The 23,598-nt window shown below is 71.8% G+C and carries 22 protein-coding genes; 16 read left to right on the forward strand and 6 right to left on the reverse strand.

Translation table 11 applies throughout. The features are described 5' to 3' along the window. Positions 1–239: 239 nt before the first annotated feature. Both AC3ANS_RS06090 and AC3ANS_RS06095 read right to left on the reverse strand, forming a co-directional pair. Complete coding sequence (locus tag AC3ANS_RS06090; protein ID WP_488295273.1) at positions 240–509, reverse strand: hypothetical protein; 270 nt, start codon at positions 507–509, stop codon at positions 240–242. A 69-nt stretch (positions 510–578) separates the two neighbouring features. Next, positions 579–1,433 carry a hypothetical protein gene (locus tag AC3ANS_RS06095; RefSeq protein ID WP_488295274.1) on the reverse strand — a complete coding sequence of 285 codons (855 nt, stop codon included), beginning with the start codon at positions 1,431–1,433 and terminating at the stop codon, positions 579–581. Between the two features lie 96 nt (positions 1,434–1,529). Between AC3ANS_RS06095 and AC3ANS_RS06100 the strand changes: the two genes are divergently transcribed. The 6 genes from AC3ANS_RS06100 (at position 1,530) to AC3ANS_RS06125 (ending at position 7,020) form a co-directional block, all read left to right on the forward strand. Beyond that, complete coding sequence (locus AC3ANS_RS06100; protein ID WP_488295275.1) at positions 1,530–2,666, forward strand: lipase family alpha/beta hydrolase; 1,137 nt, start codon at positions 1,530–1,532, stop codon at positions 2,664–2,666. After that, positions 2,663–3,145 carry an SRPBCC family protein gene (locus AC3ANS_RS06105; protein WP_488295276.1) on the forward strand — a complete coding sequence of 161 codons (483 nt, stop codon included), beginning with the start codon at positions 2,663–2,665 and terminating at the stop codon, positions 3,143–3,145. Before AC3ANS_RS06100 ends, AC3ANS_RS06105 begins: the two co-directional genes overlap by 4 nt. 113 nt (positions 3,146–3,258) lie before the next feature. Beyond that, positions 3,259–3,846, forward strand: a complete 588-nt coding sequence (locus AC3ANS_RS06110) for an ATP-dependent Clp protease proteolytic subunit (RefSeq protein ID WP_488296436.1) — start codon at positions 3,259–3,261, stop codon at positions 3,844–3,846. Position 3,847: 1 nt separating this feature from the next. Further along, positions 3,848–4,459 carry an ATP-dependent Clp protease proteolytic subunit gene (locus tag AC3ANS_RS06115; protein WP_488295277.1) on the forward strand — a complete coding sequence of 204 codons (612 nt, stop codon included), beginning with the start codon at positions 3,848–3,850 and terminating at the stop codon, positions 4,457–4,459. Between the two features lie 153 nt (positions 4,460–4,612). Further along, positions 4,613–5,908 (forward strand): ATP-dependent Clp protease ATP-binding subunit ClpX, encoded by a 1,296-nt coding sequence (gene clpX, locus AC3ANS_RS06120; protein WP_488295278.1) that lies wholly within the window; start codon positions 4,613–4,615, stop codon positions 5,906–5,908. A gap of 263 nt (positions 5,909–6,171) precedes the next feature. Next, entirely contained in the window at positions 6,172–7,020 is an 849-nt protein-coding gene (locus AC3ANS_RS06125) for a hypothetical protein (protein WP_488295279.1), read from the forward strand. Positions 7,021–7,037: 17 nt separating this feature from the next. On the opposite strand, the gene valS is transcribed toward AC3ANS_RS06125, so the two are convergent. Next, positions 7,038–9,653: a valine--tRNA ligase gene (gene valS, locus AC3ANS_RS06130; RefSeq protein ID WP_488295280.1), complete on the reverse strand. Its 2,616-nt coding sequence runs from the start codon at positions 9,651–9,653 to the stop codon at positions 7,038–7,040. A gap of 79 nt (positions 9,654–9,732) precedes the next feature. Here valS and AC3ANS_RS06135 point away from each other — a divergent pair, with 79 nt between their 5' ends. Further along, positions 9,733–10,623, forward strand: a complete 891-nt coding sequence (locus tag AC3ANS_RS06135; RefSeq protein ID WP_488295281.1) for a GNAT family N-acetyltransferase — start codon at positions 9,733–9,735, stop codon at positions 10,621–10,623. A 38-nt stretch (positions 10,624–10,661) separates the two neighbouring features. Here AC3ANS_RS06135 and AC3ANS_RS06140 read toward each other — a convergent pair whose 3' ends face one another. Beyond that, positions 10,662–11,765, reverse strand: coding sequence for an NAD(P)-dependent alcohol dehydrogenase (locus tag AC3ANS_RS06140; RefSeq protein ID WP_488295282.1), 1,104 nt, complete (start codon positions 11,763–11,765; stop codon positions 10,662–10,664). 66 nt (positions 11,766–11,831) lie between these two features. Between AC3ANS_RS06140 and folC the strand changes: the two genes are divergently transcribed. Continuing rightward, on the forward strand, positions 11,832–13,238 hold the full coding sequence (folC, locus tag AC3ANS_RS06145) for a bifunctional tetrahydrofolate synthase/dihydrofolate synthase (RefSeq protein WP_488295283.1): 1,407 nt from the start codon (positions 11,832–11,834) through the stop codon (positions 13,236–13,238). Next, positions 13,235–13,612, forward strand: coding sequence for a DUF4233 domain-containing protein (locus AC3ANS_RS06150; RefSeq protein ID WP_488295284.1), 378 nt, complete (start codon positions 13,235–13,237; stop codon positions 13,610–13,612). The genes folC and AC3ANS_RS06150 overlap by 4 nt, the downstream gene beginning before the upstream one ends. Here the strand turns inward: AC3ANS_RS06150 and AC3ANS_RS06155 are convergent. Then, positions 13,601–14,926, reverse strand: coding sequence for an aminotransferase-like domain-containing protein (locus AC3ANS_RS06155; protein WP_488295285.1), 1,326 nt, complete (start codon positions 14,924–14,926; stop codon positions 13,601–13,603). The two genes, AC3ANS_RS06150 and AC3ANS_RS06155, sit on opposite strands and share 12 nt — an antisense overlap. Positions 14,927–14,997: 71 nt before the next feature. Here AC3ANS_RS06155 and AC3ANS_RS06160 point away from each other — a divergent pair, with 71 nt between their 5' ends. From AC3ANS_RS06160 to rodA, 7 genes are all read left to right on the forward strand, one after another. Then, positions 14,998–15,687, forward strand: coding sequence for a pyridoxamine 5'-phosphate oxidase family protein (locus AC3ANS_RS06160; protein WP_488295286.1), 690 nt, complete (start codon positions 14,998–15,000; stop codon positions 15,685–15,687). A gap of 91 nt (positions 15,688–15,778) precedes the next feature. Then, entirely contained in the window at positions 15,779–16,186 is a 408-nt protein-coding gene (gene ndk, locus AC3ANS_RS06165; RefSeq protein ID WP_488295287.1) for a nucleoside-diphosphate kinase, read from the forward strand. Between the two features lie 465 nt (positions 16,187–16,651). Further along, positions 16,652–17,680 carry a rod shape-determining protein gene (locus tag AC3ANS_RS06170; protein ID WP_488295288.1) on the forward strand — a complete coding sequence of 343 codons (1,029 nt, stop codon included), beginning with the start codon at positions 16,652–16,654 and terminating at the stop codon, positions 17,678–17,680. Then, on the forward strand, positions 17,680–18,612 hold the full coding sequence (mreC, locus tag AC3ANS_RS06175; RefSeq protein ID WP_488295289.1) for a rod shape-determining protein MreC: 933 nt from the start codon (positions 17,680–17,682) through the stop codon (positions 18,610–18,612). The genes AC3ANS_RS06170 and mreC overlap by 1 nt, the downstream gene beginning before the upstream one ends. After that, positions 18,609–19,121, forward strand: coding sequence for a rod shape-determining protein MreD (mreD, locus tag AC3ANS_RS06180; RefSeq protein ID WP_488295290.1), 513 nt, complete (start codon positions 18,609–18,611; stop codon positions 19,119–19,121). Before mreC ends, mreD begins: the two co-directional genes overlap by 4 nt. A gap of 9 nt (positions 19,122–19,130) precedes the next feature. Then, on the forward strand, positions 19,131–21,251 hold the full coding sequence (gene mrdA, locus AC3ANS_RS06185; RefSeq protein ID WP_488295291.1) for a penicillin-binding protein 2: 2,121 nt from the start codon (positions 19,131–19,133) through the stop codon (positions 21,249–21,251). Beyond that, positions 21,251–22,456 (forward strand): rod shape-determining protein RodA, encoded by a 1,206-nt coding sequence (gene rodA, locus AC3ANS_RS06190; RefSeq protein WP_488295292.1) that lies wholly within the window; start codon positions 21,251–21,253, stop codon positions 22,454–22,456. The genes mrdA and rodA overlap by 1 nt, the downstream gene beginning before the upstream one ends. On the opposite strand, the gene AC3ANS_RS06195 is transcribed toward rodA, so the two are convergent. After that, positions 22,446–23,549, reverse strand: coding sequence for a calcium:cation antiporter (locus AC3ANS_RS06195; protein ID WP_488295293.1), 1,104 nt, complete (start codon positions 23,547–23,549; stop codon positions 22,446–22,448). The genes rodA and AC3ANS_RS06195 overlap by 11 nt on opposite strands. Positions 23,550–23,598: the final 49 nt, after the last annotated feature.

The following is a 23,598-nucleotide window of genomic DNA, read 5'->3' on the forward strand; positions in this document are numbered from 1 at the left end:
CGGCCGTCGGCCCTCAAGGGTCCGCTTCGCCGCCCTTGACCGCCGACGCCCAGGACCGCAAAGACGCACCTATCGGGATGCCGCCGAGGTCTGGTCGCGGGACGTCATACCGATGGAGCCTTCTAGGGCCTTCTAGGGCACGAAACGTATGACGTCCCGGGATGACCACAGCCAGCCGGGCACCCTCGAAATGACCTCGACCCGCCCGGGGGACGGGCGGGTCGAGGTGGGAAGTGGGCTCAGCTGCTGGCGGCGTCCTGGCGGTCGGCGTGCCAGATCAGCACCCGGCCCTGCTCCTCCAGGGTCTGCGAGGCGTTGTTGGCCTGGGGGGCGAAGCTGCCGTGCCAGTCGCTCTCGAAGTTCTGGCGGTCCGGGCCCTGCCACTTCAGACCCTGGATCATCGCCGAGATGTTCGCGACCATCCCGGCGACCTGCCCGGCCTGCTGGCCCATGTTCTGTCCGACCTGGCGGCCGTGCTCGGTGTCCATGCCCTGCATGCTCTGGCTCATGTCCGTCTCCTGCGTGTCCGTCGTGGTGCTCCGGTCGTTCGGACCGTAGGCACGCACGCCCGCGGACGACTAGGGGGCGGGGGGTGGAACGTTCCGCCGGGGTGCGGCCCGCTCGACCGCCTCGAGGTCCTCGACGGTGACCAGCCGGACCTCCGCGGTGCGTCGCCCGATCGCGAACCGCACGTTCTGCGCCCGCCCGCTGCCGGCCCGGAACGGGTCGTCCTTGGGCCCGAAGGCCAGCGCGGAGATCACGCGGATCGCGTCGTCGACGCGCTGGGCGCGCTCGAGGTTCCAGGCGTAACCGTGCCAGTGGAGGACCCGCTCGTAGATCTCGCGGTTCGACGGCGGCCGCGGGTAGTCGTCGGTGCCCGAGAGCCACGGCTCGGCGAGCGCGAGCGCGACGTACCACTCGCGTGACTCCCGCGGCAGCGTCGGAGCGGGGGCGGTGACGCTGGCGTCGAGCTCACCGTGCTCGGGCGCTGCGGGCCGGACCACGGGCGCGGAGGGGGAGGGCGTCACCTCGACCACGATCGCGAGGTCGTCGTACGTCGTGGGCCCGGTCTGGCGCCCGCGCATCACGACCAGCTGGTTCTCGCCCTCGTCGAGCAGCAGCGACATCCCCTCGGCGAGCGTCACCCGCCGGGCGCCACCGGGGGCGTCGAAGAGGCTGGAGACCTGGGTCTCGCCCGAGCCGTGCCAGCGCAGCCGGGCGATCTCCTCGCCGACGACCAGCTCGCCGAGCAGGCGGGAGACGTGGGGCGCGCACCGGGGCAGCGCGATCGCGGTGGTGCGCAGGTCGGCGTCGGGCGTGTCCGTGACCGAGGCCGGGAGGGCGTGGTGCGGTGCCCGGCCGAACAGGAGGGTCTCGCCCGAGCCGAGGGTCACGGTCGGGAGCCCGGACCCGCGCAGCGTCACCCTGAGCATGGCGCCATCACGCGGCGATCCAACCACACGGTCGTGACGCGCCGGGGTGGTTTCTGATGAGTGCACAGGCGTGCACTCCTTGGGTACCCTGCCGCGGTGAGCACCCCCGCCGCCGGGCCCGCCCCGACGTACCTGGACGCGTTCTCCCTGCTCTCGGAGGTCGTCGACGAGCTGGTCGTGGGCAGCGTCCGCGACACCCACGACGCCTGGGCCGACCGCTTCGGCGGCTACCCGGGCCGGTCGATCACCACCGCGGTCTGTGGCGGCCTCAGCCTCGGCCTGCGGGCGGCGTCGGCCGGTCTCGGCCGGGTCGCGGAGACCGGCGTGGGCCCTCGGCTCGAGGACGGGCCGCGGGGACGCTTCGTGAGCTCCGCGGTCAACGGGCTGATCGGCGACCGGCTCGTCGAGGAGCGTCCGCGCCTGGCGATCCCGATGGCGATCCGGGCCGCCGGCCGCGACGTGCCGCTGGACGCCGACGGGTTCGCCGAGGCCTTCCCCGACGCCTCCGGTCGCGTCGTGCTGTTCCTGCACGGGTTGTGCGAGAACGAGTCCTACTGGGACCGCTGGCGCGAGCGGACCGGCACGACGTACGGCGAGATGCTCGCGAGCGAGGGCTGGACCCCGGCGTTCCTGCGCGCCAACACCGGCCTCGGGCTGCGTGCCAACGGCGTCGCCCTGTCGGCGCTGCTCCAACGCCTGGTCGAGGAGTGGCCGGTGCCCGTACGCCGGATCGCGCTGGTGGGCCACTCGATGGGCGGGCTGATCCTGCGCGCCGCGGGTGCGGTCGCGCACGGGGTCGAGCAGCCGTGGACCGACCTGGTGTCCGACGTGGTCACGCTCGGGACACCGCACCTCGGCGCCCCGATCGCCCGCGGCATCGGCCACGGCAGCCGCGGGTTGGGCCGGCGCCCCGAGACGGCGGCGTTCGGGCGCATCCTCGACCGGCGCTCCAGGGGCGTCCACGACCTGGTGGCCGGTCTGGCCGAGGACGTGCCGCCGCTGCCCCACGCGCGCTACCGGTTGGTCGCGGCGACCGTGACGGCCCGGCCGCGGCACCCGGTCGGCCACGTCGTCGGGGACCTGCTGGTGCGGGTGCCCTCGGCGTACGGCCGCGACCGGCACGGCCGGCACCTCTTCCCGGGCGCCGACGTGCTGCACGTGGGGCGCACCGACCACTTCGGGCTGCTCAACCACCCCGAGGTCCACCGGGCTCTGCGAGACTGGCTCGCATGAGCGGACCCGCCGATCGCGAGCTGCGCGCCGAGGCCGTCGTCCACGCGCCGCCGGAGCGGGTCTGGTCGCTGCTCACCGACTTCGCCCGGATGCCGGAGTGGAGCCCCGAGCTGGTCCGGATGGTGCCGCTCAAGCCGGGCGGGCTGCGGGTCGGACAGTGGTACCTCGGCGTCAACCGCCGCAAGGCCGCCGTCTGGCCCACCCGCAACGTGGTGTCGGCCCTCGAACCCGGGCGGATGGTCGCCTGGGACACCACGTCCAGCGGGGCACGGTGGATCTGGGAGCTGGTCCCCGAGGTGACCCCCGAGGGCACCACCGCCACCCGGGTCGTGCACCGCCGCCCGGTCCCGCGCCGGATCACCGCGATGAGCAAGCTCTTCGCCCCGCTCGCGCTGGGCGGCAGCGAGGGCCACGCCGACGAGCTCGAGCAGGGCATGGCCCGCACCGTCGAGCACCTGAAGGCTGCCGCGGAGCGCTGACTTATCTGCTGTCGGCGAACAGCGGGGGATTGGCCGTGGATGTGTCGATGCTTCCGGCTAGGGTCGCTCTCGTGACCCAGAACTCCAGCCCACAGCTCAACGGCGGCGCGGGCATGAACGTCCTCGACGACCACATCTACCAGCGGCTGCTGCGCGAGCGGATCATCTTCCTCGGCTCCGAGGTGCGCGACCAGAACGCCAACGCGATCTGCGCCCAGCTGCTGCTGCTCTCGGCGGAGGACCCCGAGGCCGACATCTTCCTCCACATCAACTCGCCGGGAGGCTCGGTCGACGCGGGCATGGCGATCTACGACACCATGAACTACATCCCCAACGACGTGGCGACGGTCGGCATGGGCCTCGCCGCCTCGATGGGCCAGTTCCTGCTGTGCGCCGGCACCAAGGGCAAGCGCTACGCGCTCCCGCACGCGCGGATCATGATGCACCAGCCCTCCTCGGGCATGGGCGGCTCGGCCTCGGACATCAAGATCCAGGCCCAGCAGTCGCTCCACATCAAGAAGGTGCTCCTCGAGCTGATCGCCGAGCACACCGGCCAGAGCGTCGAGCAGATCGAGAACGACGCCGACCGCGACCGCTGGTTCACCGCCGACCAGGCCAAGGAGTACGGCCTGGTCGACCAGGTGGTCAAGAGTGCTCGCGAAGCCGCAGACGACGGGCGTCCGGCCCGCAAGAAGGACTGACATGAACTACTACATCCCGCAGTGGGAAGAGCGCACGTCGTACGGCTTCCGCCGCATCGACCCCTACGCCAAGCTGTTCGAGGACCGCATCATCTACCTCGGCACCCCGATCTCCGACGACGTCGCCAACGCGGTGATCGCCCAGCTGCTGTGCCTGCAGTCGATGAACCCCGACCAGGACATCAGCATCTACATCAACAGCCCCGGTGGATCGTTCACCGCGCTGACGGCGATCTACGACACGATGAAGTTCATCAAGCCGGACGTGCAGACCGTGTGCATCGGGCAGGCGGCCTCGGCGGCGGCGATCCTGCTCGCGGCGGGCACCCCCGGCAAGCGGCTGGCCCTGCCGAACAGCCGGATCCTCATCCACCAGCCCTACACCGAGGGCACGTTCGGCCAGACCTCCGACATCGAGATCCAGGCCAACGAGATCCTGCGCATGCGCGAGCTGCTCGAGAAGATGATCAGCGACCACAGCGGTCGTGACCTCGAGCAGGTCAGCCGCGACATCGAGCGCGACAAGATCCTGACGGCCGAGGGCGCGGTCGAGTACGGCCTGATCGATGCCGTGCTCCAGTCGCTCAAGGGCACCCCCGCGGTGGCCGGCTGACCCGCCCGCCAGTCTTCGGCAGGGTTCCTCGTGTCCGCCCTCCAACCGGGGGCGGCACGGGGTACCGTCGGAGACGTCCCACCCCTGTATCCCACCACCACTCGGCACCAGCGCTCGCCCCGCAGAGCTCGACAACCCGGAGGATGACCACCCGTGGCACGTATCGGTGACGGAGGCGACCTGCTCAAGTGCTCGTTCTGCGGGAAGAGCCAGAAGCAGGTCAAGAAGCTGATCGCGGGCCCCGGCGTCTACATCTGCGACGAGTGCATCGACCTGTGCAACGAGATCATCGAGGAGGAGCTCAGCGAAGGCGCTGAGGTCAGCCTCGACGAGCTGCCGAAGCCCAAGGAGATCTTCGAGTTCCTCAACTCCTACGTGATCGGCCAGGAGCAGGCGAAGAAGTCGCTCGCGGTGGCGGTCTACAACCACTACAAGCGGGTGCAGGCCGGCCTGCAGCCGGGTGGGGCCTCGGGGCCGGGCAAGCACAGCAAGGACGAGGTCGTCGAGGTCGCCAAGTCCAACATCCTCGTGATCGGCCCGACTGGTTGCGGCAAGACCTACCTCGCCCAGACGCTCGCGCGGATGCTGAACGTGCCGTTCGCGATCGCGGACGCGACCGCGCTGACCGAGGCCGGCTACGTCGGTGAGGACGTCGAGAACATCCTCCTCAAGCTCATCCAGGCCGCTGACTACGACGTCAAGAAGGCCGAGACGGGCATCATCTACATCGACGAGATCGACAAGGTGGCCCGCAAGGCCGAGAACCCCTCGATCACCCGGGACGTGTCCGGTGAGGGCGTCCAGCAGGCGCTGCTGAAGATCATCGAGGGCACCACCGCCTCGGTGCCGCCGCAGGGCGGCCGCAAGCACCCGCACCAGGAGTTCATCCAGATCGACACCACCAACATCTTGTTCGTGGTGGGCGGCGCGTTCGCCGGGCTCGAGCACATCATCGAGCAGCGGGTCGGCAAGAAGACCCTCGGCTTCACCGCCGAGGTGCGGGGCAAGGCGGAGAAGGAGGCCGAGGACCTGCTCTCGCTGGTGCGTCCCGAGGACCTCACCAAGTTCGGCCTGATCCCCGAGTTCATCGGCCGGCTGCCGCTGATCGCGAGCGTGACCAAGCTCGACCAGGAGGCTCTGGTCCAGATCCTCACCGAGCCGCGCAACGCGCTGGTCAAGCAGTACCAGAAGCTCTTCGAGCTCGACGGCGTCGAGCTGGAGTTCACCCCGGAGGCCATCCAGGCGATCGCCGACCACGCGCTCGAGCGCGGCACCGGCGCCCGCGGCCTGCGCGCGATCATCGAGGAGGTCCTCCTCCACGTGATGTACGACGTGCCCTCCCGCGGCGACATCGCCCGGGTCATCGTGACGGGCGAGGTCGTCACCGACGGCGTCTCCCCGACGTTGATCCCGCGCGAGTCCGAGGCCAAGAAGAAGAAGTCGGCGTAGCGCGACGGCGTAGCCGGCGCGCAAAGCCGAGATCGAGCAAGGCCCGCGACGAGGCACGAGGTCGCGACGGCCGTGTCGAGGTCTTCCGGGTCGGGTGACGAACCGATCACCGAAGTGGCGGCCAGCACCCACCCCGGATGCAAAGCAGCACGCCCACCCCTGGCCCACCCTGACTAGCCCGCCTAGTCCCTTCGGGTCATATCGTCCCCGGAGGGCCTCCAGGGCTTGGTGAGAGGCGGGCCGGCCCGGAAGACTCGGGCCCGATGAACGCCCGACGCAAGTCCCGCCTCTTCCTCGACCACAAGCCACCCCTGGTGGCCTTCACGGTCGTGTCGGTCGCGTGTGCGCTGATGATGGTGCACATGGCTCGCAGCGAGGCCGCCCAGGGGTGGCTGCGCGCGGGCCTCGGCGGCATCGCCGGGCAGCACGTGATCCAGGCGACCCTGCTGCACCCGGACGGCGTGATGGAGCCGGAGCTCGAGCCGGTGACCGAGGCCGCCGCTCCACTGGTGGGTTCCTCGGGCGGGTCGACGTCCCCCTGGTCGGGACTCGTCCCCGGACACGCCACGACGGGTCACGAGACCACCGGGCCGGGCGCCGGGGGACCGCAGCCGCAGGTCGCGGGCGTCGTGGTCGGGGACGTCGTCTCGGGTGCGGACCAGTCCAGCGACGACCCAGCCAGCACCGATGGCTCCGACGACTCCACCTCGGGCCCGGGCAAGGGCCAGGGCAAGAACGACGGCGAGGACGAGGGCCAGGACGGCGACGAGGACGCGGGCGCCGTGGTGCCGACGCCCGTCGCCACCCCCGGTCCCCGCGACGGCAACGACTGGCGCGCCGACTGGGTGGGTGACCACGGTCCGCGCGGCCACCACGACCACCACGGCCACCGCGGACACCACGGAGATCGTGGTGATCACGGACGCAGCCACGGCCATGGCGCGACGGTGCCCGGTGCTGCCGGCCACGCCGGACCCCATGCCGAGCACGTCCAGGGGCACGGCGACCACCGCCACGGCGACCACGGACACGGCGACCACGGCCGTGGCGAGCACGGACACAGCGGGCACGGCGACCACGGCCGGGGCCACTACCACCGCGCCGACCGGTAGCCGGCCGGCGCTAGGCGCTACTCGGTCGGGGCCAGCTCCGCGTCCACGCTGAGCTCGGTGGCCGACTCGTCGACGGTGAACACCAGGTCGCCGGTGATCTTGCCCGTCTTGCGCAGGTCGTCGGCGGCCTGCTCGGCCGCGCTGACCAGGGTCTGCGGGCCGCGGATCTCGACCCGGGACAGCTCGGCGCGCATGGAGACCTTGGCGTTCGACTTCGCGCCGCGGATGCCGATCAGCGCAGCGGCCACCGCCTCCATCGTCGAGGCGTCGGCGGCCGCGGCCGAGCCGAGCTCGAGGACGGTCGGCCAGGTGGCGTGGTGGATGGAGCCCTCCTGCCACCACGACCAGACCTCCTCGGTCACGTAGGGCAGGAACGGCGCGAGCAGCCGGAGCTGGGCGTGCAGCGCCAGCGCGAGGGCGGCCTTGGCGGACGCGGTGGCGGCACCGCCGTCCGTGTCGTAGGCACGCTCCTTGACCAGCTCGAGGTAGTCGTCGCAGAACTCCCAGAAGAACTTCTCCACGGTCTCGAGCGCGGTCGTGTAGTCGTAGGCGTCGAACGCGTCCGTCGCCTTGGTGATGACCTCGCCGAGCCGGCCCAGGAGCGCGCAATCGATCGGCTCGGAGACCTCGAAGGCGTTGAGGCTGGTCGCGCCCACGCCGCCGAGCACGAACTTCGAGGCGTTGAGCACCTTCATCGCCAGCCGGCGGCCGACCTTCATCTGGGTCTCGTCGAACGGCGAGTCCAGGCCCGGTCGCGCCATCGCGGCGCGCCAGCGGACCGCGTCCGCGCCGTACTTGTCGAGGATCTCGGTCGGCACGACGACGTTGCCCTTGGACTTCGACATCTTCTTGCGGTCGGGGTCGAGGATGAACCCGGAGACCAGTGCGTGGGACCAGGGCGCGGCGTGGTTCTCGAAGTGCGCGCGGACCACGCGCGAGAACAGCCAGGTGCGGATGATGTCGTGCGCCTGGGTGCAGAGGTCCATGGGGAAGACCCGCGACCACAGGTCGGGGTCGGTCTCCCAACCTCCGGCGATCTGCGGGGTGAGCGAGGAGGTCGCCCAGGTGTCCATCACGTCGGGGTCACCGATGAAGCCACCCGGCTTGCCGCGCTGGTCCTCGGTGTAGCCGCCGGGCGCCATCGTCGACGGGTCGACCGGCAGCTCGTTCTCACGGGGGAGCAGCGGGTGGTCGTAGTCGGGCTCGCCCTCGGCGTCGAGGGGGTACCACACCGGGAACGGGATGCCGAAGAACCGCTGACGTGAGATCAGCCAGTCGCCGTTGAGGCCGCCGACCCAGTTGTCGTAGCGGTGCTTCATGTGGCCGGGCACCCAGTCGATCTCGGCGCCGCGGGCGATCATCTCCTCGCGCACGGCCGTGTCGCGGCCGCCGTTGCGGATGTACCACTGCCGGGTGGCGACGATCTCGAGCGGCTTGTCGCCCTTCTCGTAGAAGTTCGTCATCCGCTGAGTGGGCTTGGGCTCCCCGTCCAGGTCGCCGGTCTCGCGCAGCTTGGCGACGACGGCCTCGCGGGCGGAGAACGCGGTCTTGCCCTTGAGGTCCTCGTACGCCGACGCCGCGGGCTCGTGGGCGAGCCACTCGGGGGTCTCGCGGGACATCCGTCCGTCGCGGCCGATGACGGTGCGGACCGGCAGCTGCAGCTCGCGCCACCACGTCACGTCGGTCAGGTCGCCGAACGTGCAGCACATCGCGATGCCGGCACCCTTGTCCATCTCCGCCAGCGGGTGGGCGAGCACGGGGATCTCGACGCCGAACACCGGGCTGGTGACCGTGGTGCCGAACAGTGGCTGGTAGCGCTCGTCGTCGGGGTGGGCGATCAACGCAACCACCGAGGGGATCAGCTCGGGGCGGGTCGTCTCGATGAAGACCGGGGAGCCGTCAGCCTGGTGGAACGCCACCCGGTGGTAGGCGCCGGCGTACTCGCGCGCCTCCAGCTCGGCCTGCGCGACCGCGGTCTGGAACGTGACGTCCCAGAGCGTGGGGGCCTCCTGCAGGTAGGCCTCGCCGCGGGCGAAGTTGCGCAGGAACGCACGCTGGCTGACCGTGCGGGCCTTGCTGCCGATCGTCGTGTAGTGCTGGCTCCAGTCGACGGAGAGGCCGAGGGTGCGCCAGAGCTGCTCGAAGACCTGCTCGTCCTGCTGGACCAGCTCCTCGCACAGCGCGATGAAGTTGGGCCGGCTGATCGGCACCTGCTTCTTGGCGTCGGGCTTCTCGGGCGGGGTGAAGTCGGGGTCGTAGGGCAGCGAGGGGTCGCAGCGCACGCCGTAGTAGTTCTGCACCCGGCGCTCGGTCGGCAGCCCGTTGTCGTCCCAGCCCATCGGGTAGAACACCGACTTGCCGCGCATCCGCTGGAAGCGGGCGACCAGGTCGGTGTGGGTGTAGGAGAACACGTGCCCGACGTGCAGGCTGCCGCTCACGGTCGGCGGCGGGGTGTCGATGGAGTAGACGTTCTCGCGCGGCTGGGTGCGGTCGAACGCGTAGGTGTCCTGGGCCCGCCACCGCTCGCTCCAGGTGGCCTCGAGGCCCTCGAGGGCAGGCTTGTCGGGTACGGCTACGGCGACCTGCGGGGCGGTCGTCGTCTCCGGTGCCTGGTCAGCCTGCGTGTCGGTCATGGAGGAAATCCTAGGGTCAGGCCGTCTCGCGGGAGAAACCGGTTGTGACGAGTGGCACGCGACTGGCTGACTTCCTCCCATGGCGCACGACCTCGAGCTCACCGACGACCCGGCCGCGTTCCTCGCCGCGGCCACCGACCACCTCGCCGCCGACCCGGTGGTCAGCACGGTGATCGCATCGGTGACCGAGCGGATCATCGAGGCCGACGAGCGGGGCCTGCCGCGCGGCGAGCACCCTCGCTGGTGGGCGGTCGCGCGCGACGAGGACGGCGTCGTCGTGGGGGTCGCGATGCGGACCGCGCCGTTCGAGCCCCATCCGGTCTACGTGCTGCCGATGCCTGGTGACGCGGCCGTGCGGCTCGCCCGGCTCCTGCACGAGCGGGGCGAGGCGGTGACCGGCGTGAACGGCGCGCTGCCCGCGGCCCGCCTGGTCGCCGAGGAGGTCGCCCGGCTCGCCGGGGGAGAGGTCCGGGTCCACGAGCACCTGCGACTGTTCGAGCTCGGTGAGCTCGTCGCCCCTGCCAGCCCCCCGGGCCGGTTGCGCCATGCCGCCGACGACGACGCCGAGCTCGTCCAGGCCTGGTTCGACGCGTTCGGCATGGCCGCCGCCGAGCAGGCCGGCCGCGACGAGCCCCACCAGGGCCCCGTCCTCACGCTGGAGGAGGTGCAGCTGCGCATCGATCAGGGCGTGATCTGGCTCTGGGAGGACGAGCACGGCGAGCGGGTCCACCTCACCGGTGCCAACCCACCGGCGCACGGCGTCACCCGGATCGGCCCGGTCTACACGCCCGTCGGGCACCGCGGCCGGGGCTACGCCAGCGCCGCGGTCGCCGAGATCTCGCGCCAGTACGTCGAGCAGGGTGTGCGCTGCTGCCTGTTCACCGACCAGGCCAACCCGACGTCGAACCGGATCTACCAGGCGCTGGGCTACGAGCCGGTCCTCGACATGGTCAACCTCGTGGTCGACTAGACGTTGACCCGCCCGAGAGTCTCGGGCGGGTCAACGTCTCACCACACCAGGACCGGCTTGACGACCCTGCCGGCGAGCACGTCGGCGATCGCGGTGTTGATCTCGGTGAACGGGTAGGTCGTGACGAGGTCGTCGAGGGGCAGCTCGCCGGCGGCGTTCATCCGCAGCATCCGCGGCACCATCTCCAGCGGGTCGGAGTCGCCCTCGACCGAGCCGCGGACGATCTTGCCGTTCTGGAGCAGGTCGATCGCGTCGACGGGGAACTCCGGTCGGCTCATGTCCAGCCCGAGCACGACGAGCGTGCCCTGGACGCCCAGCGACCTGGCGGCATCGGTGAGCACCGAGGGCACCGCCGTGGTCTCGATGGCGTACGACGCCCCGCCGCCGGTCAGCTCCTTGACCTTGTCGACGACGGTCGTCTCGCCGAGCTCAGTGGGGTTGACGCCCACGGCACCGAGCTTCTCGGCCGCGGAGAGCCGGCTCGGTTGCAGGTCCACCGCCACGACGGTCTCGACCCCACGTGCCCGCGCCGCGGCCACCGCGGCCAGGCCGACCGCGCCCACGCCGTACACGACGACGCTGTCCCCGGCCTGGGGCTGCGCCACGTTGAGCACCGACCCCGACCCGGCCATGAACCCGCAGCCGTACGGCGCGATCCGGGTCAGGTCGAGCTCGGGGTCGACCACGACGACGCTGGAGGCCAGCGCCACCGCGTGCTGGGCGAACGACGACTGGCCGAAGAAGTGTCCGTAGACCGGCCCGGCCTCGCGCGTGTAGGACGTCGATCCGTCCATCCGGAAGCCCATGTAGTTGAGCATCAGAGTCTGCTCGCAGTAGCCCGCCCGGCCGGCCTGACACTTCGCGCACTCGCGGCACGACGCGAGGCTCAGCACGACGTGGTCGCCGACGCCGATGCCGGTCACGTCGGCGCCGACCTCCTCCACGACGCCCGCACCCTCGTGGCCGAACACGCGAGGGAACATCTCGGCGGGCAGGGTGTCGCGCAGCGACAGGTCGGTGTGGCACAGGCCGGTGGCGACGATGCGCACCAGCACCTCGTCGGCGCGCGGCCCGTCGACCTCCACCTCCTCGAGCACGAACTCCTCGCCGGGACCGTTGACGACCGCCACCGTGGTTCTCATGCCGAGCAACCTAGAACCTGTTCCATTTCCTGTCATCCGTTCCGGCATCCCTAGACTCGGAGCACCATGAGCGACACCTCCAGCGAGACGCCCGAAGCACCCCGACTGGCCAAGACCTTCGCGGAGGCCGAGGACGCCCTGCTGTCCCGCTGGCCGGAGACCCGCCTGGAGCCTTCGCTCGACCGGATCCGGGCGCTGACCGAGGTGCTCGGCGACCCGCAGTCGGGCTACCCGGTGATCCACCTGACCGGCACCAACGGCAAGACCTCGACCTCGCGGATGATCGACACGCTGCTGCGCGCGCTCGACCTGCGCACCGGCCGGTTCACCAGCCCGCACGTCGAGCGGATGAGTGAGCGGATCTCGGTCGACGGCGAGCCGCTGAGCGACGAGGAGTTCGTGCGCGCGTTCAACGACGTCGCGCCGTACCTCCAGATCGTCGACGAGGATCAGGAGCACCCCCTGTCGTTCTTCGAGACGGTCGTGGCGATGGGGTACGCCGCGTTCGCGGACGCGCCCGTCGACGTCGCCGTCGTCGAGGTCGGCATGGGTGGGTCGTGGGACGCCACCAACGTCGTCGACGCCGCGGTCGCCGTGGTGCTGCCGGTCGCGGTCGACCACGCGGCGTACCTCGGCGGGACGCCGACAGCGATCGCGGGGGAGAAGGCCGGCATCATCAAGCCCGGCACCATCGCGGTGCTCGCCGATCAGTCGCCCGAGGTCGCCGAGGTGCTCCTCCAGCGGGTGGCCGAGGTCGGCGCGAGCGTGGTCCGCGAGGGCCTCGACTTCGGGGTGACCTCACGCGTGCCGGCCGTCGGTGGGCAGGTGCTGACGCTCCGGGGGCTGCGCGCGACCTACGAGGACGTCTTCCTGCCGCTGTACGGCGCCCACCAGGCGCAGAACGCGGCGATCGCGCTGGCAGCGGTCGAGGCGTTCGTCGCCAGCAGCGAGCAGAGCCAGGTGCTCGACGCGGACGTCGTGCGCGCGGCGTTCGCCGAGGTGACCTCGCCGGGACGCCTCGAGATAGTGCGCCGCAGCCCGACCGTCGTCCTCGACGCGGCGCACAACCCGCACGGCGCCGAGGCGCTCGGCGCCGCCCTCGAGGACTCCTTCACGTTCCACCCCCTGATCGGGGTGGTCGGGGTGATGGCCGACAAGGACCACGAAGGGCTGCTCGCCGCCCTCGAGCCGCACCTGGCCCACGTCGTCTGCACCCAGAACTCCACCGAGCGCGCGCTGCCGGCCGAGCGACTGGCCGTCGTCGCCCGCGAGGTCTTCGGAGAGGACCGGGTCTCGGTGTCGCCGTCCCTGGGGGAGGCCATCGAGGCCGCGGCCACCCTGGCCGAGGCCGGCGCGGCGTTCGGCGAGGGCCTCGGGTCCGGCGCCGTCCTGGTCACCGGCTCGGTGGTGACCGTCGGCGAGGCGCGCACGCTGCTGGTCCGGCCGGAGCGCCCGGGACGAGGTCGGCCGTGAGCGGCCCCGAGCGGTCACCACGCCGCGGCATGTGCGCGGCGATCCTGTCGCTCGAGGCGATCACGCTCGGCCTCACCACCCCGGTGATGATCTCGATCGCGGACGTCGACACCACCACGGCACTCGTCGTCGGCCTCGGCCTCGCCGTCGCGTGCCTGCTGCTCGCCGGGATGCTGCGCGGGGAGTGGGCCTACAGCCTGGGCTGGGTGATCCAGGGCGCCGCCGTCGGTCTCGGGTTCGTGATCCCGCTGATGTTCCTGCTGGGCGCGATCTTCGCGCTGCTGTGGGGCACGGCCTACTTCCTCGGCGTCAAGATCGAGCGCGAGCGGGCGGCGGCCTACGCTGCGGCCGCGGACGCCGGCTCAGAGAGCTGACGTCAGCGCGGCCAGAGCCCGGTCGAGCTCGTCGTCGGTGACCCCGCCGAACCCCACGACCAGTCCGGTGAGCGTCGCGGACCGGCAGTAGTCCGCGAGCAGGTTCACCTCGAAGCCCGCCCGGCGCGCGGCGTCGCGGGCCCGGAGCGCGTCCTCGCCCGGCAGCAGCCAGGTCGAGTACATCCCCGCCAGCGGCCCGGCGAGCTCGGCGTACGGCGCGAGCGCGGCCGCGACCCGGGGTGCCCGCTCGGCGTAGACGCGGCGGGCCGTGCGCACGACCTTGTCGACGTATCCGTCGCGCAGCAGCGCCAGGTAGGCCCGTTGCACCGGCCACGGAGCGCCCTCGTGGGTGACCCATCGGCGTGCGTTGACCCGGTCGGCGACCTCGGGCGGGGCGACCAGCCAGCCGAGGCGCAGCGACGGGGCGACGGACTTGGCCGCCGTCCCCAGGTAGGCGACCCGTCCGCGGTCCAGGCTGGCCAGGGCCGGGACCGGCGCGACGTCGTAGCGGAACTCCGAGTCGTAGTCGTCCTCGACCACGAGCGCGCCGGCCGAGCGAGCCGCGTCGAGCAGGACGACCCGGTCGGTGCCCGGCATCACCCGGCCCAGCGGGTGCTGGTGGGCGGGGGTGACGTACGCCGCGGCCACGTCCGCGAGGTCGGTCACCGGGGCGAGCGCCGGCAGGTCGCGCACCTCGCGGCCGACGCCGCGGACCGTCTCGACCGCAGCGCGGTACCCCGGGTCCTCCAGGGCCACCGGGCCGGGGGGGAGCACGGTCAGCAGGTGGCGCAGCCCGTCGGTGGTGCCGTTGACGACCGTGACCTCGTCGGGGTCGACTGCCAGGCCGCGGGTCCGCGCCAGCCGGTCGACCAGGGTGGCGCGCAGCTCGGGGATGCCGCGCGGGTCGTCGTACCCCCGCGGCGGCTGGGCCACCGAGACCTCTCGCCAGGCCCGGCGCCACCCGGCCGCGTGCCGCGGGTCGATCCAGGGGGTGCCCGCGTCGAGCCGGACCAGGTCCGCCGCCGGGTGCGCCCGGCGCCGGGTCGGCACGACGCCGGGAACCGCACCGGCCGAAGCGACGTAGGTGCCCGAGCCGCGGCGGGCGACCAGCCAGCCCTCGGCGAGCAGCTGCTCGTAGGCCTGCTCGGTCACCGCCCGGCTCACGCCCAGCTCGGTGGCGAGGGCCCTGCTGCTCGGCAGCCGGTCGCCGCGGGTGAGCGTCCCGGCGACGACCAGGTCGCGGATCCGGCCGGAGAGCTGGACGCCGAGCGGACCGGGCGCGTCACGATCCAGCCGGACGGGCAGCGTGGCCATCGGATTGTCCTGTCGAAGTGGAGGTGAATTGGCCCGTGCTCGCAGGCCACTTCTGCGAGATCGTAGTCTCCGTGACCACGCCTCCGCCCTCGCTGACCCCGCTCTCGCCCACGCCTCGCACCGCCGTGGGTCGCGGCCGCAACCGCGCGCTCGACGACCGGGCCGAGCTGCACGCGTTGCTCGAGGACGCCTTGGTCGCCCACCTCGGCGTGAGCGTGGGGGACCACCCGCTCGTGCTCCCGACGGCGTACGGCGTGGACCTCGACGGACCCGATCCGGGCGGCAGCCTCTACGTCCACGGGTCGGTCGCGGCCGGCTGGGTGGGCGCGGCCGCCGGCGCGACGGTCTGCGTGACGATCACCGAGCTCGACGGCCTGGTGGCCGGCCGCTCGGCGTTCCACCACTCGATGAACTACCGCTCCGCGGTCGTCATCGGCATGGCCCGCCTGGTCGAGGACCCCGAGGAGCGTGCGCGGGCCCTGGCCCTGGTGGTCGACCACATGATCCCGGGGCGCACCGCCACCCTGCGGCCCTCGACGCGCAAGGAGCTGGCCGCGACCGCGGTGCTCGCCGTACCCCTCCACGAGGCGTCGATGAAGGCGCGGGCCGGTGGACCGGGCGACGAGCCCGAGGACGTCGCGGCCGGCACGTGGGGCGGTCACATCCCGCTGCACCGGGTACCCGGGGCGCCGGTGCCCGACGACGACGCGATGGTGCCCGTTCCCCGCGACGTCCTCGCCCGGGCGGCGTCGCACCGCTGAGGCGTCCCACCGACGAGCGGCCCAAAGACCCGGCGCGGGGCGTCGAAGGGCCCTCGCGCCGACCCCGTCGTCGCTCAGTAGGGTGCAGATCATGAGTCTGCGCACCCTCGTCCTCCTCAAGCCCGACGCCGTCCGACGCGGGCTGGTCGGAACGATCCTGTCCCGCTACGAGGCGAAGGGCCTGACGATCGTGGCGATGGAGCACCGCACCATCGACGCCTCGGTCGCCGACCAGCACTACGCCGAGCACGTGGGGAAGGCGTTCTACCCGGGTCTGCGCGACTTCGTCACCAGCGGGCCGCTGGTGGCGCTGGTGCTCGAGGGTGACGAGGCCGTCGAGATCGTGCGTGGTCTCAACGGCGCCACCGATGGACGCAAGGCCGCCCCCGGCACCATCCGCGGCGACCTGTCCATCTCCAACCAGCAGAACCTGGTCCACGGCTCCGACTCCCCGGAGTCCGCCGAGCGCGAGATCGCGATCTGGTTCCCGGGTCTCTGACCCCACGACGCCGAGTCGGCGCGTCTGCACGCGCCAGGGACGCCGAGTCGGCGCGTCTGCACGCGTGAGCACGCCGAGTCGGCGCGTCTGCACGCACCAGCAACGTCGAGTCGGCGCATCTGCACGCGTGAGCACGCCGAGTCGGCGCGTCTGCACGGCGGCCCTTCGCGCCTATCGCCACGCCGACGTCGGAAGCTCGAGCCACGAGCGATCCGTGGCCGGCTTGGCGGCGAGGCCGTCACCCCAGACGCGCGTAGCAGTTGCGCCGACTCGCGCTCTGGGGGTGTGCAGTTGCGCCGACTCGCGCTCTGGGGGTGTGCAGTTGCGCCGACTCGACTCCTAATCTCCCGGGCGGGGCCGCGTGTCCTCCCCGGAGCGTCTTGCATCCGTCCTTAGCCTGTAGTCACACCTTCCCCATCTGCACCACTGCCCCCAGGTGGTGCGGCTTCAGCGACAGGGCGACGCATGGCGAACAGCTTCATCGGCCGCGACATGGCCGTGGACCTCGGGACCGCCAACACGCTGGTCTATGTCCGCGGCAAGGGAGTTGTCCTCGACGAGCCGAGCGTCGTCGCGCTCAACGACGCCACCGGCGAGATCCTCGCGGTCGGCCACGAGGCCAAGCGGATGATCGGGCGCACGCCCGACCACATCACCGCGATCCGGCCGCTCGAGGACGGGGTCATCGCGGACTTCGAGGCGACCGAGCAGATGCTCCGCTACTTCATCCAGCAGGTGCACCGGCGCCGCTACTTCGCCAAGCCGCGGATGGTGATCTGCGTCCCCAGCGGCATCACCGCGGTCGAGCAGCGAGCGGTCAAGGAGTCCGGCTACCAGGCCGGTGCCCGCCGGGTCTACATCATCGAGGAGCCGATGGCCGCCGCGATCGGCGCCGGCCTGCCCGTGCACCAGGCGACCGGCAACATGGTCGTCGACGTCGGTGGTGGCACCACCGAGGTCGCGGTGATCTCGCTCGGGGGCATCGTCACCAGCCTCTCGGTCCGCACCGCCGGCGACGAGCTCGACCAGGCGATCGTGGCCTGGATGAAGAAGGAGCACTCGCTCATGCTCGGCGAGCGCACCGCCGAGGAGGTCAAGATGACCATCGGCTCGGCGTTCCCGATGGCCGACGAGCCCGAGGCCGAGATCCGCGGCCGGGACATGGTCTCCGGTCTCCCGCGCACCGTGGTGGTGTCCAGCGCCGAGGTCCGCCAGGCGCTCGAGGAGCCGCTGCACACGATCGTCGACGCCGTCCGCAGCACCCTGGACCAGACCCCGCCAGAGCTCGCCGGCGACATCATGGACCGCGGCATCGTGCTCACCGGCGGCGGCGCGCTGCTGCGCGGCCTCGACGAGCGGCTGCGCCACGAGACCGGGATGCCGGTCCACGTCGCCGAGGACCCGCTGAGCTCGGTCGCGCTCGGCGCCGGCAAGTGTGTCGAGGAGTTCGAGGCGCTCCAGCAGGTGCTCGTCAGCGACCAGAGGCGCCGCTGATGGCTCGCGACGACCGGTTCCGCCCGCTGCGGGAGCGCCGCTGGCGAAGTCCCGGGGAGGGGCCGCAGCCCTCACCGGCGCTGCTGGTCGCGCTGGTGCTCGCCTGCCTGACCCTGATGACGCTGGACCAGGCCGGGGACGGCTCGCCGCTCGAGCCGGCCCGCCGCGCTGCGGGCGAGGTCTTCGGCCCCGTCGAGGTCGCGACCTCGGCCGCGGTGCGGCCCTTCACCGTCGTACCCGACTGGTTCCGGTCCAAGGACTCCATGCAGGACGACCTGATCGCCCTGCAGGCCGAGAACTCACGACTCAAGTCCGACCTCGCCACCCAGGGCTACGACCGCAACCGGCTCGAGGAGTACGACGGCCTCACCGCGGCCGCCCACAACCTCGGCTACGACCTGGTGCCGGCGCGGGTCGTCGGCCTCGGCTCCTCCCAGTCGTTCTCGAGCACGGTGACCATCGACGCCGGCTCGGACGCCGGGGTGCACCCCGACCTCACCGTGGTCAACAACGACGGGCTGGTCGGCCGCGTGCTGCGGGTCACCCGCACGACCGCCACCGTGCTGCTGATCGTCGACTCGGACTCCGTGGTGGGTGGCCGAGTCGGGGAGAGCATGGAGGTCGGCTTCCTGCACGGCCGCGGCGTGCTCGGCCAGGACGGCCGCCTCGACCTCGAGCTCGTCGACCAGACCGCCGTGCCCGCCAAGCACGACACCGTCGTCACCTGGGGCAGCGAGGCCGGCGGCCCCTACGTCTCCGGGGTCCCGGTCGGCCGGGTCACCAGTGTCTACAGCAGCCTGCGCGAGACCTCGCAGCGTGCGGTGATCGACCCGTTCGTCGACTTCGGCGCCCTCGACCTGGTCGGGGTGGTGGTGCCCTCGGGCACCTCGAGCGACCGGGCCGTCATCCAGTCCGACGGGCGCTTGAGGTGAACGCCCTCCGCGCCGCCGTGGCCGCTGCCGCCGTGGGTCTGGCCCTCGTGCTCCAGGTCTCGGTGTTCCCGCACTTCGCCTGGGACGGCATCGTGCCCGACCTGTGCCTGCTCGTCGTCGTCGGCGCCGCCCTGACCCGGGGCGCGCAGTTCGCGATGGTCCTCGGCTTCGGCGCAGGGGTGGTCCTCGACCTGGCCCCGCCGGCCGACCACGTCGCCGGGCGGTGGGCGCTCGCCCTGGTGCTCGTCGGGTACGTCGCCGGGCGGGTGCGCCAGGACTCCCGGCCCTCGGTCACCACGGTGGTCGCGACCGTCGCCGCGTCGTCGTTCGTCGGCACCTCGGTCTTCGCGCTCACGGGCCTGGTGCTCGACGACCCGGCGCTCAGCGTCCCCCAGCTGCTCGAGGTGATCGTGGTCGCGCTGCTCTGGGACCTCCTGCTCACCCCGCTCGTCGTGCCCGCGGTGATGGCGGTCTTCCGGCGGCTCGAGCCCGACCACTCGCTCGCCTAGGGGATGGCCGTGACTTCAGGGTCGACAGGCTCCGGCCGGCTGCGGCTGGTCGTCATCGAGGCGCTGGTGTTCGCGCTGTTCGCGACGCTGTTCGCGCGGCTCTACTACCTGCAGGTCGTCGGCGGGGACGAGTACCACGCCCAGGCCGCCTCCCAGTCGGTCCGCGAGATCGTCGTCCAGCCCCAGCGAGGGCTGATCGTCGACGACCTCGGCCGACCGCTGGTGGCCAACCGCACCTCGTGGGTGGTGTCGATCGACCGGACCATGCTCGGCAAGATGACCGAGCACCAGCAGGGCGTCCTCGTCGGACGGGTCTCCGACGTGGTCGACGTGCCGGTGCGCACGATCGACAAGCTGCTCGTCACCTGCGGCGAGGACGGGAGCGTGCCCGGCACGTGCTGGAACGGCTCGCCGTACCAGCCGGTGCCGGTGGCCACCGACGTCAAGCAGGCCGTGGCGCTGCGCATCCTCGAGCAGCCCGAGGACTACCCCGGGGTGCTGGCCGAGCAGCAGAGCGTGCGCGCCTACCCCCAGCCGTACGGCGTGAACCTCGCGCACGTGCTCGGCTACCTCAGCCCGATCACCGAGGACGAGCTCGACCAGGCTCAGCGGCACGACGACCGGTCCGTCAACGGCGCGTCGTCGGTCGGCCGGGCCGGGGTCGAGAAGGAGTACGACCGCTGGCTGCGCGGCATGCCCGGCTACAAGCGGGTCGCCGTCGACTCGATGGGCCGGGTGCTCGGCGACGACAGCGAGGTGGCCGGCCAGCCCGGCGACACGCTGGTCACCTCGATCGACGCCAAGGTGCAGGGCGTCGTGGAGAAGCAGCTCGCCGACACGATCCGCACCGCCCGCCAGACCTACGACAAGGTCACCCACCGCAACTACCGCGCCGACTCCGGTGCGGTCGTGGTGATGGAGGCCGGCACCGGCCGGATCGTCGCGATGGCCAGCCAGCCGACGTACGACCCGGGCGTGTGGGTCGGCGGCATCACGAAGAAGCAGCTGGCCCGCCTCTACTCCAAGGCCGCCGGCGACCCGCTGCTCGGCCGCGCGACGCAGGGCCAGTTCGCGCCCGGCTCGACGTGGAAGCCGATCATGACCGTCGGCGCCCTCAACAACGGGTTCTCCCCGGACACCCGCCTGGACTGCTCCTCGGGGCTCCAGGTCGGCAACCGGTGGTTCAAGAACTACGAGTCCTCCTCCTACGGGATGATCGGCTTCGACCAGGCGCTCCAGCTCTCGTGCGACACGTTCTTCTACCGTGTCGGCCTGCACTTCTGGCAGCAGTACGGGTCGGACCCCACGAACGTCGACGCGAAGGACCCGCTGGTCCAGGAGGCCAAGAACTTCGGGTTCGGCAGCGAGACCGGCATCGACCTGCCCGGTGAGGCCAGCGGCCGGATCGCGGACCGCCACTGGAAGCTCTCCTACTGGAAGGCGATGAAGGGCTACTACTGCAAGATGGACCGCGACGGCACCGCCACGAGCGACTTCCTGCGGCTCTTCGCCCACGAGTTCTGCCTCGAAGGCAGCTACTACCGGGCCGGCGACGCGGTGAACTTCTCGATCGGGCAGGGCGACACGATGGTCACCCCGCTCCAGCTCGCCCGCGCCTACGCCGCGCTCTCCAACGGTGGCACGCTCTACGCCCCGCGGGTCGCGAAGGCGATCGTCAGCCCCGACGGCACCGTGGTCAAGCGGTTCAAGCCCGTCGCGGAGGGCAAGGTGGACGCGACGCCGGAGAGCATCCGGTACGTCGACCAGGCGCTCCAGGGCACCCCCAAGGTCGGCACGCTCGCCTGGAAGTTCGGCGGGTTCCCGCTCGACAAGGTGCACATCCGCGGCAAGACCGGCTCCGCGGAGGTCTACGGCAAGCAGTCGACGTCCTGGGTCGCGTCGTACGACGAGAACTACGTCGTGGTGATGATGGTCAGCCAGGCCGGCACCGGCTCGGGCACCTCGGGCCCGGCGGTCCGCAAGATCTGGGAGGCGCTCTACGGCATCGACGGCATGAACGTCGACCCGTCGAAGGCCGCGATCCCCGGCACCACGCCGCCCCACGCACTGCCCACCTTCATGCGCGACGGCTCGATCCTGCCGCCCTCGCGCGAGCACGAGGAGCACTAGTGGTTGCCACCCGTACGCCGCGGCCCGTGCTGCGGACGCCGCGCCTGGACTGGGTCCTGATGCTCGCGGTGCTCGGCCTCGTCACGCTCGGCAGCCTGCTGGTGTGGTCGGCGACCACCCACCGCGAAGACCTCACCGGCGGAGACCCCACGGCGTACCTGAAGAAGCAGGTCGTGAACGTGCTCATCGGCGTGGTGCTGATGGTCGTCGTGCTCGCCACCGACCACCGGTGGGTGCGGATCATCGCGCCGCTCGTCTACGTCGCCTCGCTCGTGGGGCTGGCCCTGGTGCTGACGATGGGCTCCACGATCAACGGGTCGCGGTCCTGGCTCGAGCTCGGGGGGATGTCCATCCAGCCGTCGGAGTTCGCCAAGCTCGCGGTCGTGATCGGCATGGCGTTGTGGGTGGCCGAGCGCGCCGACGTACGCCGCGGCCGGCCGGGCGGCGCCCACGCCGACGTCACCGGGATGCTCGTGATCGCCGGCCTCCCCGCAGCGCTCATCATGCTGCAGCCCGACCTCGGCACGATGCTCGTGCTGTCCGCGACGGTGTTCGGTGTGCTCGCGATCTCCGGCGCGCCGCGCCGCTGGCTCGCGCTGCTCGCGGCGGGCGGGGTGACCGCGGCCGCCGCGGCGGTGGCGGCGGGCCTGCTCAAGCAGTACCAGGTCGACCGGTTCCTGGCGTTCACCAACCCCGACCTCGACCCGCGCGGCGCCGGCTACAACGTCGAGCAGGCCCGGATCGCCATCGGCAACGGTGGCCTGTTCGGGCAGGGTCTGTTCCACGGGTCCCAGACCCGCGCGGGGTTCGTCCCCGAGCAGCACACCGACTTCGTGTTCACGGTGGCGGGGGAGGAGCTCGGCCTGGTCGGCGCCGGCGTGCTGATCGCGCTGCTGGCCGTGGTGATCTGGCGCGCGCTGCGGATCTCGGCGCGCACCGACGACCTGTTCGGGCGGCTCGCGGCGGCGGGCATCGCCTGCTGGTTCGGCTTCCAGGCGTTCCAGAACATCGGGATGTGCCTGGGCATCATGCCCGTCACCGGCGTACCTCTTCCGTTCGTGTCGTACGGCGGCAGCTCGATGTTCGCGGGGATGCTCGCGATCGGGCTGCTGCAGAACATCCACCTGCGCTCGACCGCGACGGTCCCGTCGCGCTACACGATGCCCGAGCGCGCCCCCCGGCCGGCGCTCAGCGTCAGGGGTTGACCGACAAGAACACGAACGCCGCCAGCAGCACCAGGTGCACGCAGCCCTGGAGCGACTTGGCGCGGCCGGGCACCACGGTCAGCACCGACACGATCACCGAGACCAGCAGCAGCACGATCTGCATGGGCTCCAGGCCGAGCACGAGCGGCCCGTCGAGCCAGATCGAGGCGACCGCGATCGCCGGGATCGTGAGGCCGATGCTGGCCATCGCCGAGCCGTACGCGAGGTTGAGGCTGATCTGCACGTCGTCGCGGGCCGCGGACCGCACGGCCGCGATCGACTCCGGCAGCAGCACCAACAGGGCGATCACCACGCCCACGAAGGAGTGCGGGAACCCGACGGCGTCGACGGCGTCCTCGATCGGGTAGGACTCGACCTTCGCCAGCCCCACCACGCCGATCAGCGAGACGCCGAGCAGGACGAGACTCTTCAGCGCCGCCCTGTCGCTCGGCGGGTCGGCGTGGCCGTCGGCGTCCTCGTCGCGGGGGCCCGGCCCGGTCTCGACCGGCAGGAAGAAGTCGCGGTGCTTCACGGTCTGGGTGAAGACGAACACGGCGTACAGCGCGAGCGAGGCCACCGCCGCGAACGCGAGCTGGGCGGCGGAGAACTCCGGTCCCGGCGTGCTGGTGGTGAACCGCGGCAGCACCAGCGTGAGGGCCGCCAGTGCGACGACGGTGGTCAGCAGGGAGCCCGCGCCCTCGGGGTTGAACACCGCGAGGTGGTGCTTGACCGCCCCGACCAGCAGCGCCAGGCCGGCGATGCCGTTGAGCGTGATCATCACCGCGGCGAACACCGTGTCGCGGGCGAGCGCGGACGTGTCCCCGCTGCCGGTGATCATCAAGGTGACGATGAGCGCCACCTCGATGACCGTCACGGCCACCGCGAGCAGCAGTGACCCGAACGGCTCGCCGACCCGGTGCGCCACGACCTCGGCGTGGTGGACGGCCGCGAGCACGGTGGCGATGAGGAACACCGCGATGGCGACGGCCGCCACCGGGCCGGGGTGCCGGCCCCAGGAGACCACGAGGACGACGGCGCCCAGGACCGGCGCGAAGGTCGTCCACTCGTAGCGGCGGCGGGTCGTCGTGCTCATGTCCGAAACCCTACGGACGCGTGGGCAGGCGCCCGCTAAGATCGTTGCC

Source organism: Nocardia sp. 149-1B (genome assembly GCF_057747975.1).

Excerpts from the sequence above, each read along its gene's own strand:
- AC3ANS_RS06090 (WP_488295273.1), bottom strand. The coding sequence starts at position 509 with ATGAGCCAGAGCATGCAGGGCATGGACACCGAGCACGGCCGCCAGGTC.
- AC3ANS_RS06095 (WP_488295274.1), bottom strand. The coding sequence starts at position 1,433 with ATGCTCAGGGTGACGCTGCGCGGGTCCGGGCTCCCGACCGTGACCCTC.
- AC3ANS_RS06105 (WP_488295276.1), top strand. The coding sequence starts at position 2,663 with ATGAGCGGACCCGCCGATCGCGAGCTGCGCGCCGAGGCCGTCGTCCAC.
- AC3ANS_RS06110 (WP_488296436.1), top strand. The coding sequence starts at position 3,259 with ATGAACGTCCTCGACGACCACATCTACCAGCGGCTGCTGCGCGAGCGG.
- AC3ANS_RS06115 (WP_488295277.1), top strand. The coding sequence starts at position 3,848 with ATGAACTACTACATCCCGCAGTGGGAAGAGCGCACGTCGTACGGCTTC.
- AC3ANS_RS06125 (WP_488295279.1), top strand. The coding sequence starts at position 6,172 with ATGAACGCCCGACGCAAGTCCCGCCTCTTCCTCGACCACAAGCCACCC.
- valS (WP_488295280.1), bottom strand. The coding sequence starts at position 9,653 with ATGACCGACACGCAGGCTGACCAGGCACCGGAGACGACGACCGCCCCG.
- AC3ANS_RS06135 (WP_488295281.1), top strand. The coding sequence starts at position 9,733 with ATGGCGCACGACCTCGAGCTCACCGACGACCCGGCCGCGTTCCTCGCC.
- AC3ANS_RS06140 (WP_488295282.1), bottom strand. The coding sequence starts at position 11,765 with ATGAGAACCACGGTGGCGGTCGTCAACGGTCCCGGCGAGGAGTTCGTG.
- folC (WP_488295283.1), top strand. The coding sequence starts at position 11,832 with ATGAGCGACACCTCCAGCGAGACGCCCGAAGCACCCCGACTGGCCAAG.
- AC3ANS_RS06155 (WP_488295285.1), bottom strand. The coding sequence starts at position 14,926 with ATGGCCACGCTGCCCGTCCGGCTGGATCGTGACGCGCCCGGTCCGCTC.
- ndk (WP_488295287.1), top strand. The coding sequence starts at position 15,779 with ATGAGTCTGCGCACCCTCGTCCTCCTCAAGCCCGACGCCGTCCGACGC.
- AC3ANS_RS06170 (WP_488295288.1), top strand. The coding sequence starts at position 16,652 with ATGGCGAACAGCTTCATCGGCCGCGACATGGCCGTGGACCTCGGGACC.
- mreC (WP_488295289.1), top strand. The coding sequence starts at position 17,680 with ATGGCTCGCGACGACCGGTTCCGCCCGCTGCGGGAGCGCCGCTGGCGA.
- AC3ANS_RS06195 (WP_488295293.1), bottom strand. The coding sequence starts at position 23,549 with ATGAGCACGACGACCCGCCGCCGCTACGAGTGGACGACCTTCGCGCCG.